Source organism: Clostridium sp. UBA1056, from assembly GCA_002316385.1.
GTDB lineage: Bacteria > Bacillota > Clostridia > Clostridiales > Clostridiaceae > Clostridium_J.
Genome location: DCDL01000002.1, coordinates 69,041 through 84,263 on the forward strand (window position 1 = coordinate 69,041; position 15,223 = coordinate 84,263).

Sequence of the window (15,223 nt, forward strand, 5' to 3'; positions counted from 1 at the left end):
ATCTCACCTCTTTATATAGAATTCAATTTTAGTTCCTTTCTCAAGCCTTTTTATTATAAGTCCTTCGCCATAAATAAGTTTAAGCCTTAAATAAACATTGTAAAGACCAATTTTATTTTCAAGCATTGTATCACTATAAACTCTCTCTATTATATCTTCACTTATACCAATACCATTATCAATAATAGTTATTTTAACCTTTTCATTATGCTTTTTTACACTAATGCTTACAGTTCCTGTCCCTTTATCTTTTAAAATGCCATGAACTATAGCATTCTCAACTAAAGGCTGTATTAAAAGGCTAGGTATTCTAACATCTACATCATCGATGTCATAGATTATATTTAATTTATTTCCAAACCTAGCTTTTTCTATTTCTACATAATCCTTCACTTGTTTAAGTTCTTTTTTTATATCTATAAATTCATCATTTAGTTCTAAATTGTATCTTAAGTAACTAGCTAAATTTATTGTAAGTTCCCTTGCTTTATCAGGATTTATTCTTATACAGGAAGTTATAGCATTTAATGCATTAAACAAAAAATGTGGGTTTATTTGAGTTTGAAGTGCCTTAATTTCTGATTTGTTTGCCATTTCTTTTATTTGTTCGATCTTTGACAACTCCATTAATGTAGAAATAATTTGTGAAAGCCCCACTGCAAGACTTTGCAATGAATAAGTTATTTTGTGTTCTTTTCTATAGTATATTTTTAAAGCTCCTATAACTTCATTTTTTTCTTCAAGTGGTATTACAATAGCTGATTTTAGCATTGCACTTTTATCCTCTATGTTATGATTTCTTATAATTATTTTTCCGCTCTTTATTGCTTCTTTAGTTGCTTCAGTTATTATTTCATGGTCTACATTATAATGCTCTTCTCCAACTCCCACATAAGCTAATATATATTTTTTATCAGTTATAGCTACTGCGTCGGCTTGTATATCTTCTTTTATAATATTACATATCTTATTTAAAGAATCCTTATTAGTAGCTCTAAAATATGGGAGAGTTTTGTTTGCAATATTAAGTGCTAATTTTGCTTGTTTTGCAGCTATCTTTTCTTTATCATCTTCTACACTTTGAACCAACAAAACAATAAAACCTACACTAATTTGCCCTAGTATCATAGGAATAGCAATTTTAGATACTATATCAATGCCTAATGAATGAGGTTTACTTAATTTAAGTATTAGTATCATCGTAATCATTTCACTTAGCATTCCTGCACCTATACCAGCTATCCATCTATACTTCCTGCTAACCTTTTTATTTATATATCCTGAAACTATTCCTGCAGTTATGCTACTAATAAGACAAGGTATTGAAGTTATACCATTTATATCTATTAAATATCTATGAATTCCCGATACTATCCCTGTTACGATTCCTACAATTGGACCAAATATTACTCCTCCAGATACTATAGTAATTGTTCTAACATTTACTAATGATCCTTCTACATTTACACCCGTATAAGTTGATAGTATGGCAAATATACTAAATACTATACAAATAATTACATAGTCTTTTCTTTCGTAATTCTCCTTTAAAAATATTTCTCTAAAACTTTGCAATCTAGTTATAATAAAGAAGCATATAACAAGTAATGTAGCCCTATCTATAATTTGAAATAATATATCATATATATAATACAACGTAAATTCATCTCCTTTTTCAGATAGTAGCAAACTATAATACTAATTTTATACAATATATTATTTGTTTTATTATAGATTTATATTAACAATATAAAAATTTTTAACATATAAAAGCTTAAAATGTACCCTATAAAATAGACTTTTAAAAAAAGTCTATTTTGTAGGGTACATTTTCTTTACTTGCAGCTACCACAAATAATTTTTCTGTAATATAGTTCTCTTTTCTGTATTAACGCCATATTCTTTTTCTAAATATTTATCAATAGAGCCGTATCTTTCTTTAATTGTATTTAAAGCACTTTCTATATATTCTTTTCTTACCTCCATAAAGACTTTGAAAATTTCTTTGCTGTCGTCATCCATTACAAAGTTACCAAGAGATTTAAATAATGCTTCATTCATATTGGAGCGATATAAATTAGTTAATAAATAGTCTTCTATGACAGTTTCCTCTTGTACTCCTAATGCTAGTAATATTAATGCAGAACCTATACCTGTTCTATCTTTACCAGCTGTACAATGCTGAACTATTGGCATTTTATCTGGATATTCGATATATTCCATAAGCTTTTTAAATGCCTTGTTATCAAATACCATCTCTCTATAACACGTTTTAAGAAGATCCTCTAGATTTCCTAATGCTTTTAAGCTTTTACTTTCCTTAATCAAGGAAAACATATCAAAATTAACATCACTATTATCAAAAGATTTTATTCCAGAAATATTTATATTTTCAATTCCATCAATTGATGGATCTGGTTTTGCATTAACTTCACCCTTTGAGCGATAATCCAAAATTGTTTTTATACCTAAACTTTTTAGATATTCTATATCCTCTTCCATTAAACCAGCTAACTCATCAGAACGATAGAAGATATTCCACTTAACTCTTCTACCATCCTTTGTTTTATATCCTCCTATATCACGAAAGTTACTAGTACCCTTAAACGGTATTAATACTTCTGCAACTATTTCTGAAACATATCCCTTAGCTTTTAAAATAAAATAATTCCTTCTTTTAGTATCTGGATCATGAAAAATAACTGTGGTCTCTCCTTCTACAGTTGTAATATATTCTTCAATTCCATTTATCTCAGGAGTTTTATTCCAATAAATCTTAACCTGGTTAAGTTCTTTTTCTGACTTCCAGCTAATATTTATTTTGTTATCATTAATTCTCATAATCTTTACATTTTTAAAATATTTTTTTTCTCTCTCTACCTTAAAAAAGTCCATACTCATTCTCTCCTTAACACAAATTACATTTTGTTCACTATAGAAAATCTAAAAACTAACATTTCTTATTTACATTAAACTTTACTTTTTTATAAAATTCACTACTTAAAACCCATGGCTACTTTAACCACTTCCATCTTTTCTTTAGATGTTAACATTTCTAATAATTTAAATGCAACACCTGAAGCTGTTTCTGGACAATATGATGTAATAATATTTCTATCAATAACTATAGGTTCGTTTATCACATTAACTCCAAATGTTTTTAACTCTTTTTGTCTGTACCCATCTTTTAAATGATATGTGGTCGCATTTCTATTCTCTAAAACACCACTTTTACCTATTGGTAATGCCCCTACGCATATAGTTGCAATTATCTTATTTTTATTATCAAATTGTCTTATTAGTTCCAAAAGCTTTTCATCATAAGCTTCTTCATAGAACCCAAACTCTTCAAATCCACCTGGAATAGCCAATGCATCATAATCATCAACATTTATCTCATCTACTAACTTGTCTACACCAATAGGAATATTAAATGTACTCATAACTTGCTTAGTAAATCCACAGGTTACAACCTCTGTGTCATATCCATAATCATTTCTAGCCCATCCTAACACATCAACAAATACACTTAGCTCCATGGTTTCAACACCCTTAGCTAAAAATAATAAAGTCTTCATAGTATATCCTCCCCAATCTACTTATTTATCTCATTATAAATTACATATCATATATCAGTATAATTCATAAAAAATGGAGCGTCTATCAATAGATGCTCCATTTTAGCTTACCTCGTAATATAATAATTGTGAATATACTTCAATTATTAATTGCTTAGTCTTAATTAGCTATCTTATTTTTAGGTACAATCAAATAAATATGCCTATTTTACACTTAATTGATAAGTTCCTTGACCACTGTAGTTATAAACTTCAATATAATACTTTCCTGGTTTAGCTGTAAAAGTAGTGCTTGCATTTTGCCCTACTAAATTTTTAGGGTATTCTATATAATTATTCAAATCTGATTCATGATACACCTTCCATGACATTCCTAAACCATTAGCTGCATTTGTTGATATATTTATTTCCTTTTCACTATCCACATTAAAGCAGAATATATCCTTACTATCTTTTCCTCCTAATTCTGCATCAAGTCTTGAATTAATAGCCATTAAGTTTGCCATATCAAAACTATTATTATCCTCTACCTCTTTAATCAACGGTTTTTGTTCTACAGTTTCTCCATTTAAGTTTCCTTTTATAGTTAATTGGTAATCATCCTTTGCTCCTCCAACTGAATATAGCTTTACAAAATATCTACCTGGTTTTGCATTGTATGCACCTGATAAATTTAAACCATCTTTCTTACTCATATAAGCAACTGGTTCATCCAAATTATTCTCACTATACAATATCCATGTTGAGTTTGACAATCCATTAGTTTCAACATTAATATCTATAACCCCTTTAGATGTTACATCAAAATAGAATATATCAATATCATTAACATCTAAACTACCATATACTGATTTAGATGTCACTACTGGTCCATTTGCTTTATCAAAGGTATTATTAGCTTCTGTTTCACTACCAATACCTTCATTATTATCAATTTGTCCTGGTAATACCCCATGAATAGTTACATTCCATATTACATTTCCATTCTCAACCTTATAATCTGTCATATAACCTGTTAAAGTATCATACCCTGTCCATGTTTTTTCTGATAAAGTTTTAAGTCCAGCATCTAATTTATTACTCATTTCTTCTTTATCAACTTTTTGACCCTTACTTGGGCCTGCGTTATAGGTTCCCTCTAAGGTAAAGCTTCTGAAGAATTGTGATCTATTTATATTAGTAGTTACTTGCTTTAATCCTAAGACACTTGCTATATCAGAATAAATTTCATTTTGATTTTTATACTCATGGTTTATTAAATAATCATCAGAAACTAAAGGTATTGTTAATTCATTTGCATTATATTTATCTACTAAATCTTGCATATGACTATCATAGTTTAAACTCAAGTTAGTGTCGTTTGCATATATTTCTCTTATATAATCATATCTTTTAACATCATCATTTTGTAATGTAGTTACAAAATCATCCATTATTTGCATTTCATTCTCATACATATAATGTTTTAGAACATAAGCATATCTATAGAAATCAAATTGTCCTGATTGATAATTAGCATACATTGTGTCTTTTAAGCTATATCTATAGACTGGATCTGTCCATGCTATATTGCTTACCATAGATGCTCTTGGTAAAATTCCATCAGTACGAGTTGAACCTGCAAATAACTCTGCTCCACCCTCTTCAAACCAAGTCAATCTACCATTTCTATATATTTCAGTTTTTCCCCATAATCCTGGTACTATATATCTACTCTGTAAATAATGGGTATACTCATGACGGAATAATTCTTCTAAAGTATATATACTATCTTCTGGTGTTCTTTCATAAGTAAAAAATGTTCCTGTACCTTCTATATAAATACCACCATTATTAGTATCTAATCCATAAAGCATATTATTCATTGCATATTCATTTGGACTATTATATATTACAATGGTTAAAATATCATCTGCATTGCCTACTTCTAGCGGTTCATCATCTCCAACCACTCTATGGAATTGAGCTTTAACTTCCTTAGCTGCCCAGTATAATCTTTTAATCTTCTCTTCAGCAACCTTATCCCCTGCTTTTACAACAATTGTTTCATCATCAAAAGTATAAGTTTTAGGTAAATATTTTTGCTTTCCTGCCTCTTTTGCATCTTCATAATTAATATTATTACCATTATAATCTATACCCTTATACTCCCAATCTATTGATGACATGCATTGGAAGTATTGATAGCCAAGATATTCATATAAAGTTAATCCCTCAGTAATAACTCTTAATCCTTCTCTAGGATTAGTATGAACTCTACCTACTTGAGCAACTTTAAATAAAGAGTTATTGATAAGTGATTCTGTGTTACTATTAACCTGCCCATGTAATGCTAATCTACCCATTTCATTGATGTAAGTATCACACTTATTTTCCCACTTTGTACCTTGGAAACTCCAATTATTATGAAATCCATACAAATATAAGTCATAAGAAGGTCCAATAATTAAATTGTATATAGCAATCTCATAGGATAAATTACCCAAATAAGACTCTATGTTATCATTGTAACCTTTCATTATGTTTGCAGCAGCTGTAATTATTTTTGGATCAGTATAATATTGAGATAATAATCCAAAGCCTTGTAATACATATGTTTGTTTTTCTTCCCCAATATTAAGATTTGGATTACTAGCCATAGCTTGAAGTGATGGCTTTAACTTTTCTTTATATTGTGCTGTAGTATATTTTTCTAAATCATTATTATAAAAACCTAAGAAATATGCCGCTCTTACAACTTCAATTAATGTTGAAATCCCTTTATCATCAGTTGCTGTAAAGGTTTTACCACTCTCTCCTATTGCTTTAATTAATTCATCCATTCTTGCATCATCATTAAAAAACTCAAAGGTATCATCATTAAATGAATATGGATTTTCTATAGTCTTATAAATCTGATTAAAGTCTATACTTTTAAGAACATCTATTAAATCAGTATAACTTAATTTATTTAAGTCCTTAATTGTATAATATGCTTGTACACTTCTTATAGATTCTTCTGATTCACTGTCACTAGCTTTATCCGATGGACCCACTGGTTCATTTTTACTATTGACCTTTTTTGCAGTAACCTCATCATTAATACGTAGTACATCCCCATAGTCATTAATCACTGTATTGTTTTTGTTAATCTCATTCAGCATATTGTTTTTTGAGGCATCAAAAGTACTTAAAGAATTTAATTCTTCGTTTCTAGTGGCTGAATTTATTTCTGCACTTGGAAAATTAGTAAAAAGAACACTTGATATAACCATACCGGCCATTACTTTACAGAATGTACTCTTTCCACATGAATAAAATGGTTTTTTCATCATATTGCTTCCTCCAATATTATTATTTTATGTATCCAAAACCAAAATTAAGAATATCTCGGAAATTAGTTGTCTAATAATCCATTTTACAAATTAATATTTCACGTTCTCAATACAAAGCCTCATTTATAAAATACTTTATTCAATTTACTACAGCATAACTATTTCGCATCTTCCTTACCATATTTTAGGTTTTAGTTTACATCCTATGATACTCATTCTACCATATAATTATATCTATTTTAACCATTTTTGTTAAATATTTCTTGTCGATATCATTTTCAATTATTCTCTGTATAGTTATCTATTAAGTCAATTTCTTTATCATCATATTTATTTTTTTGTTGCTATTTATATTATTAAACTAGTTTTGAAAGATAATCTTTTTATATCCAAATTAACTATCAAAATTAATTTTCTTGAAATTAACATAGAACTTAATGGCAAAGAGAAAAAGCACCAGTCCCTCAAAGACTAATGCTTTATTCCACATTACTAATATCATTACTTTATTCTTCTACCTTTAATTTTATTGGAAACAATAAATCTAATTGATGTTCATCACTTTCTGGCCAATTAAGATTTGAATGATAAATAACCTAATTTACTTATGATATGTTTTTGCATAACTACTTCAAGTGAGATTTTCTATGTTTTATTACTAGTATCTTCATATCTCCTTTAAATATAGTGTATAAAAGTTTAACTTTCTACTTTATATTTTTAATAACAAATTCATGCATACGATCTACTGTAAAACCTAATTTTTCATACAAAAACTTTGCTGGATTTCCTTCAACTACCCATAGAGTCACCTTTTCACATCCTCTATCTAGTAGCTTATTAACAGAATAGCTTACTAAATTTTTGCCGTATCCCTTACCTTGCTTATCTACAGCTACTGCAACTCCATCTATTTCATTATCTTCGATTCTTGCAACGGCTACTATTTCATTATTATTTCTTAATATAAATATGTTATTTGCATTTTCTTTATATGCATTTTTCTGTTTTTCACTAGGAGAGCCCAATGTAGACTCTAACCCCACCAATAAACGCATTTTATGAAAAGCCTCACTAAAGATTTTCTGACATTCATAATAATCCTTATCTTCATAATTCATAATTTCATAATTGTCTACTGTCAGTTTATCATCACTATAAATCATGAGACTTGAGTAAAACCAATGTCTATATCCATTTTTATATAAAAACGATTTTTCCAATTCATTATCCTTAAAATCACATACTACTTTCTGAACGCCAACACTTCTCATATTGTCCTCTAATGCTTTCAAAATCATAGTCCCAATTCCTTCTTTTCTTCTTGATGGTTTCACATATAATGTCATGCTGCTTTCTTTATCTTCATCAGCAAATACTCCTACAGCAATAATTTCTTTTTCATCCTCAACAATAACTCCGTGATTTGGGCATTGTTCTAAGCATTTAATTATATCTTCTTTTACAAAATTATTTCCTGAAATAAGTTCACTTATTGCTGATTTATATTCATTTTTATACTGTTTAACATTTAAATCCATAAGCTTATTATTTTTCCATTTATCTTTATTGAGTTTGTAATAGTAAAATTTCTGACTATCAATCTCAATAGTACCCATTAATCTAAAACCACATTTTTGTATTACCATATTTGAAGGGATATTATATGTTAATGCAGTGGCATTTAACACATCAGTATTAGTGTTCTCAAATAAGTATTTAATTAGACCTTGAACAGCTTGAGTTGCATACCCCTTACATGTATAATTTTTTGAAATAGCATAACCTATCTCTCTATTTGGCGGAGGTAATTCATCTTTTAAACCTGAAGTAATCCAACCAATAAGCTCATTTGTCTCTTTTAATATAATTCCTAATCGCAGAGCATGTCCTTTAATATTAGGGATATTAGGAACAGCCTCCAAGAACTCTTTATTCTCTTTAATTTCGTATTTAGTTAACCATTCTCTACGTTTCTCCTTTGTTGCTATCCAATCAGGTAGAAATTCCTTTATTTCAGATTGTAAAGTAATATTATATATTGCATCCAAATCTTCCATTTGGAACTCTCTTAGTACTATATCCATACATTCTATTGTAAAAACATTTTTTGAATTTGCGTTATTAAGATTTGTAGCATTTCTATTAGGCATAATAATTATCATTCCTTTCAGTTACTAAGTAAATTTCTTAATATTACTTTGCTATTTTAAAGTACTCTTCCTTAGTTAACAAATGATTCCTTATTCCATAATAGCATTAGACTTTTTATTAGAACAACCTAATACTTAATTCATAAATAAAAATGCGCCACCCACTATAAATTAGACAGCACACTTTCTATTATCATATGTTCTTTTTTTGTGAAATAATTCTTTGTATAGTTTTTGGTGACAAATAATATATTTCTGAAAGACTTTGAATAGATATTCCTGATAAATAATCTTCATATATCCTTCTATTTCTAGCCTGAAGTTCCTCTTTACTTTTAGTAAGTTCTCCCCATGCTATTTTATTCTCTTCTTTCTTTGGTATATAAATATATTCACCGTCAACATATTTTTGAATTATTTTTAATATATCTTCAGGGAAAATATCCCTGGCATTTGCATAGCTCATTATATGCTCCTCCTAAATGTACTTTTATTTTAGGATTTGAGCAAAGGCTATTTTATACTTTTAATCCTTAAATGATACACAATAGCCTTTGCTATGCATACATAACATATTTCCTCATATACTATGCCCCTTTCTCCCCTAGCATTTATAACTTTTTAAATATGTTATAAAAGAAACAATTACTTTTATTTTTACTTATATATACAATTATAATATAGATTACCAATAGATGTCCAACACTAGCTATTCAATTACTCATATTAATTGTGAAATATATTTACACAAAAAATTATCCACTATTGTAGAATAATTTATCTAATTTACAATAATGGATAACTTTCAAATCTATGTATACACCAATTTCATCAAAATGAACTGCTCTTGAGGAAGAAGTTTTTATTAATCCAATAATAACACTAACTTTAACTTATTTTAATAGGTGAACAATTACCCAAGCACTCTTCTATATCATTTATGGTGAATTCACTACAATCTTCTAATTCTTCTCTTATTTTATCTTGAAGTATTGCTATTACTTCTGCATCACTTTCTACACTAGATTTCAAAAATTTAGGTAAGTTGTCTCCTATTTTTCTTTTAATCATTGTATCCTTTAAAAATGTCTTTAATATGTCTTCTGTTAACTGTAATAGTTTTTTATTTAAAACTTGATTTTTAAATATGGTATCTATCCAATCAATTACATTACTATCGCAATTTATTATATCTTTGTTATCTTCATTTACTAAATTTAATTTTTCAAATATAAATAAAAGTATTTTAAAATAGCAACTAATAAATAATAAATTAGCTGATTTTACCTTATCATCTTTATTATGCTTCATTATATTTTTAGAGTAATACATTACTGCATATGGAAATAAATAATATCTTGGATCTTTAGGGGTTGTCTTATCATTAAATAATTTATCATAATAGCTTCCGCCAGGTACTAAATTACCTATGCTCTTAGCTTTTGCTGGTTTAAAATGAATTCCTGCTGCAAATGCTTTTACTACATCTTTCGCAAAAAAGGCATTACTAAACTTTTTATCAAATAAATATGAATAATTTTTATTTCCCTGCTTTTTATCTTTTTTATCTATTTTATCTTTTCTTTGTATAATATAATTATAACCGAGCTTTAGAAATTCTTTTTGTAATTGATAATGAAACTCTTCTAATGCATAAAAGTCTTTACCAGTTACTGCTGTTTGGCTATTCGTATATTTCGTTATTTTCTTTCTTTTTGTACTATTTATATCTTCTATTATTTTTACTAAAATAGTACCTTCTTGCTTATTTCTCTCTTCAGGACTTTGATTTTTCCATAATGAATATATAGTACTCGAGGTTTGACATCCATTAACAATTTGTGGAGTTTCTATAATCATTGATGCCCCTCCATCTTTCAACTCTTTTATTTCGTCGTATTTATCACATACTATAGTTATTCCATTATTATAAAACCAAAACTTTTTAGGATCATCATTATATGTCCTCTCAATCTCTTTGTTAACTTTATTTCTCTTTCCCAAGAAGTTTCTTATATTTGAATAAAAAAGAAATTTCTCTTTTTTATTAATAAATGAAGCTAAGCTTTTTAAAGATACTTCTGCTATTATAGTGTTATTTTCCTTATTTTCAAAATATCTTTCTAAAATTAGCTTCATTCTTGTACCTTGAAACTTTTTAGGAACTATACTTCGTGATTCATCTATAAAATCTTCTATATTATTTATATCTAATATTCTTATTTTGATTCTTTTATTTTGATTTGACTCTTTTATTACTTTTTCGACTTCTTTGACATGTCTAACTATAACTTTCCAATCATTTTCTGCAATTATATCATTTGTAACATAATATATATCTATTCCATCAAGTTGTACTATAAGATTATATATATCTTTTAAATCTTCTCTCGAATTTTTATCTATACCATCAACTATAATGTGTTGTATTTGTGCTAAAAATCCTGCTATAGCTTCAACTGAATTTGAACTTAAATATTTAGTTTGTATTATACTTATAGTATCATTTTCAACAAAGGCTGCATCTATTCCGTAATCATAAGCTCCGTCACATTTTAATACTCCGTCCATTAAATCATTCTCTTCAATTTCGGTATCTGATTTATCAAAAATATATGATAATGTCCAGTTTAAGAATCTTCTTCCCTTCTCAACTGAACTTAATGTTTCATTGCCTATTGCTTCACTTATTTGTTTTTCTATGTAATCAGTTATCATTCTATTTCATTCCTCCTAATTCGTGTTACTCCATATTATGTCAACGGAATTATTTTGCATTAGGCATCTGAAAATAAATAATAAGTCAAAGATGAGAAGTATATTTTGAGTTAGACAAGGAAACAGGTTCNNAAATAGACGAGCATTCTGACTTATTTATTTTTTGAAGATGCCTTATTAAAGCAATATTCACAATATCATCTTTGAACCTTTATATATAATTCTCAATGACACATTTACTACCAATTCTAATATCCAAATTCAATAAAAGCCACATTTATTTAGGAAACTCGACTCACATGCGTTCGCTGAGTAAGTTCTGCTACCCAAATTTAAAATTTGGAGCATCACTTATGGTACGGTTCTCCCTTTATTATCCTATATCCTCTATATATCTGTTCTAAAAGCATTACTCTAAATAATTGGTGTGGAAAAGTCATTTTAGAAAAGCATATCTTGTAATTAGCTCTTTTTATAACTTGTTCAGATAGTCCTAGACTTCCTCCTATTATAAATACAAGATTTGAGTTACCTTCTAAACCGCAGTTATCAATGAAATTTGCAAATTCTTCTGATGAAATTTGCTTTCCTGTTAAATCCATAGCTACAACATAGGCATTATCTTTTATCTTAGATAAGATATTTTGGCCTTCTTTATCTTTTATTTGAAGTTCTTCCTTTTCTGATGCATTATCTGGTGTCTTTTCATCTGGAAGCTCTATTATCTCTAATTTGCAATATCTTGATAGTCTTTTGGCGTATTCATCTATAGCATCTCTTAAATATTTCTCTTTTATTTTTCCTACTGTTATTAATGTTATATTCACAAGGTTTCCTCCTAGAATGTTTTAATATAATTACTAAAATTAGTATATATCTAAATGTTGTTTATTAAAAGTAAAATATATATCTACCTGACGTACCTATGATTTTATATTAATACTGCCCATGTTAATTCAGAAAAATTTATTGAATATTTTATTATGAATAATTTAGAATCATATAGCTAAAGTTATAGTACATACTGATTAAATATTATATATGAGGTGCTTAAACATGAAAAAAGTTACTAAGTTTAATGTGTTTATATTCTTAACGGTATTTCTATCTATATTATTTTCTCTTAATTTCATTGTTTCTTATGCTAGTCCAATCTCGAATGTAAATATAGTGTTAGACACTTCTGGTACGCATGGATTACCTAATCATTTTCGTAAAAGCACAGATAAGATTTCTTCCACTAAAGCCCAGAATTTAAATCTATCTGGATTAGATAAACTTAATATTTCTGGTGGTGGACAATTTTCAGAAACTGGGCTTTCCTTGATAAAAAACTCTATAGATAATAAATTCCCTATAACTGTTATTGATTTAAGAGAAGAATCCCATGGATTTATTAATGGACTTCCTATAAGCTGGGCAAATGCTAAAAATAGTGCGAATCAAGGTTTGACTCCAGAAGCTATTTTTGCTGACGAGAATTCAAAGCTAAATGCTATTCCCCTTAATGAACCTATCATTTTATATAATAGTAAGGATACTATTATACCCTCAAAAGTTCAAAGCGAGCTTGATCTAACTAAAGCCAATTCATTATCCTACATTCGCATTCCTGTAACTGACGGACACCTGCCTTCAAATGATATGGTAAATTATTTTATTGACATTGTAAAAAATCAACCCGAAAACAGCTGGTTTCATTTTCATTGTAAGGAAGGCATTGGCCGTACTACTACCTTTATGATAATGTATGATATTATGAAAAATTGTAAAGAAGTTAGCTTAAATGATATTATTACAAGACAAATATTACTATCACAAATTAATGAAAAGGATGCTAACGACTTTTATAGTGGAAGAAGATTTGAATTTTTAAGTAATTTCTATAACAAGTGTAAATCTAATGATTATAATGCTATAAATCAATGTTTTAATTCTTATAGTAATAATTCCTATATCAAGAATTCAATAATACCAAAATATTTATATGTTATATCTCAAGATGGCATGACAAAAGAAGAACAGACTATGGTAGCTACCCTCCAAGGAGTAGTAGCTACTAAATCTGAACATCAAATTTATACTCTTAGCTCTACAGAACCTGACTATAAAGTATGGCTTAAAGACCTTAAAGACAACTATGATGTTAACTACGAAATTATTAAAGATCCTTGGATATTATTAAGTAAATTTAGCTCTTATGTTAATGGATATATATTATATAATGATACTTCTGAAAACCCATCTATAAATAATGCATGTTCTCTCGCCTCTTTAAAGAATTCAATAGCTATTGATGAAAAATTAGAATCTAAGGTTAAGAATCATGGTATAACAAATTTAATTTACGACTGTAGAAATACAGATAAATATTGGGCATATGATAATCTATGGAACTCAGGATTAAATCATTCTACCGTTATAGAATTATCTCCTGATAAGCCTATTTCTTTAAGAGATTATGGAATTATATCAAAGTCACTAATTTTCTATGAAGATGATTTAAATGACTATGCTCTAAGAAAAAAAATTTTTAGTTCTATGGATGATGGTGGTTGTTGTCTTGGTTGGGGTCCAGATGAATATAATAATGTAAGTATAGCTTCTCAATATGGTATTGATATGATTGCATCTGATTGGAGTTATAATTTATCTGCTTTAAGCTCATTTCCCACAAATACTCAAGTTCAAAAAACTACTGATAATATCCCTGCAGAAGATGATGTTCATTATGTGACCTTTATTATGTCAGACGGCGATAATCAACAATGGTATCTTGGCAGTAATTATGGATCTGAAAAATGGTATGGCTCTTCTTATAGGGGTAACTTTAACCTTGGCTGGACTATTAGCCCATCTATCTATTATCTAGCTCCAACGGTTTTTAATTTATATTATAAAGCTGCTACCTTTGGAAATTATAACGATAACTTCTTAGTTCCTCCTTCTGGAAATGGTTATATCTATCCAAGTAAATTCCCTATAAATAAATTAGACGACTATACCCAAAAATTAAATGCTTATATGAAGGATGTGGACCAAAATTACATTACCGTAATAGACGATAATTCTTTTTATAATAAATCTCTATGGGATAAGTATACCTACCATACAAATATAGATGGTATCTTCTATCTTAACTATCATAAACATAATGATTATAATGGAGAAATTATTTTTTCAAATAATAAACCTATAGTATCATGCCGTGATCTCCTTTGGGCTGGAATTGAGGACGAATCACAACTAGTTGAAAACATAAATAATAGGATAAAAGATGGACATACAAATATACATACTCCAGAAGCATATACCTTTGTCTATGTTCATGTTTGGAGTAAAACTATGAAGGATGTACAGAACTCTATAGATAAATTAAATAGTAATCCTAAAGTAAGAATTGTTACTCCAGATACTTTTATGAAGCTAATTGAAAAGAACTTAGGCATCTGAAAATAAA

At 28.2% G+C, this 15,223-nt stretch carries 9 protein-coding genes; 1 reads left to right on the forward strand and 8 read right to left on the reverse strand.

The features are described from left to right. Nucleotides 1-3: 3 nt before the first annotated feature. The 8 genes from B3W71_RS00930 to rlmH form a co-directional block, all read right to left on the reverse strand. A complete protein-coding gene (locus B3W71_RS00930; protein ID WP_346887076.1) occupies nt 4-1,647 on the reverse strand; it encodes a sensor histidine kinase in 1,644 nt (547 codons plus the stop codon). Between the two features lie 198 nt (nt 1,648-1,845). Further along, nucleotides 1,846-2,895 carry a tyrosine-protein phosphatase gene (locus tag B3W71_RS00935; RefSeq protein WP_346887067.1) on the reverse strand — a complete coding sequence of 350 codons (1,050 nt, stop codon included), beginning with the start codon at nt 2,893-2,895 and terminating at the stop codon, nt 1,846-1,848. Between the two features lie 101 nt (nt 2,896-2,996). Further along, the gene (locus B3W71_RS00940) at nt 2,997-3,578 is read right to left on the reverse strand and encodes a DJ-1/PfpI family protein (RefSeq protein WP_346887068.1); all 582 of its coding nucleotides are present in this window, start codon (nt 3,576-3,578) and stop codon (nt 2,997-2,999) included. Between the two features lie 203 nt (nt 3,579-3,781). Further along, nucleotides 3,782-6,892 carry a collagenase gene (locus tag B3W71_RS00945; RefSeq protein WP_346887069.1) on the reverse strand — a complete coding sequence of 1,037 codons (3,111 nt, stop codon included), beginning with the start codon at nt 6,890-6,892 and terminating at the stop codon, nt 3,782-3,784. 707 nt (nt 6,893-7,599) lie between these two features. Then, a complete protein-coding gene (locus B3W71_RS00950) occupies nt 7,600-9,045 on the reverse strand; it encodes a GNAT family N-acetyltransferase (protein ID WP_346887070.1) in 1,446 nt (481 codons plus the stop codon). 193 nt (nt 9,046-9,238) lie between these two features. Beyond that, entirely contained in the window at nt 9,239-9,511 is a 273-nt protein-coding gene (locus tag B3W71_RS00955) for a CD3324 family protein (RefSeq protein WP_346887071.1), read from the reverse strand. Nucleotides 9,512-9,933: 422 nt separating this feature from the next. Beyond that, nucleotides 9,934-11,763 (reverse strand): AIPR family protein, encoded by a 1,830-nt coding sequence (locus tag B3W71_RS00960; protein ID WP_346887072.1) that lies wholly within the window; start codon nt 11,761-11,763, stop codon nt 9,934-9,936. Between the two features lie 347 nt (nt 11,764-12,110). Further along, on the reverse strand, nt 12,111-12,590 hold the full coding sequence (gene rlmH / locus B3W71_RS00965; RefSeq protein WP_346887073.1) for a 23S rRNA (pseudouridine(1915)-N(3))-methyltransferase RlmH: 480 nt from the start codon (nt 12,588-12,590) through the stop codon (nt 12,111-12,113). Between the two features lie 229 nt (nt 12,591-12,819). Here rlmH and B3W71_RS00970 point away from each other — a divergent pair, with 229 nt between their 5' ends. Next, entirely contained in the window at nt 12,820-15,216 is a 2,397-nt protein-coding gene (locus B3W71_RS00970) for a GxGYxYP domain-containing protein (RefSeq protein WP_346887074.1), read from the forward strand. Nucleotides 15,217-15,223: the final 7 nt, after the last annotated feature.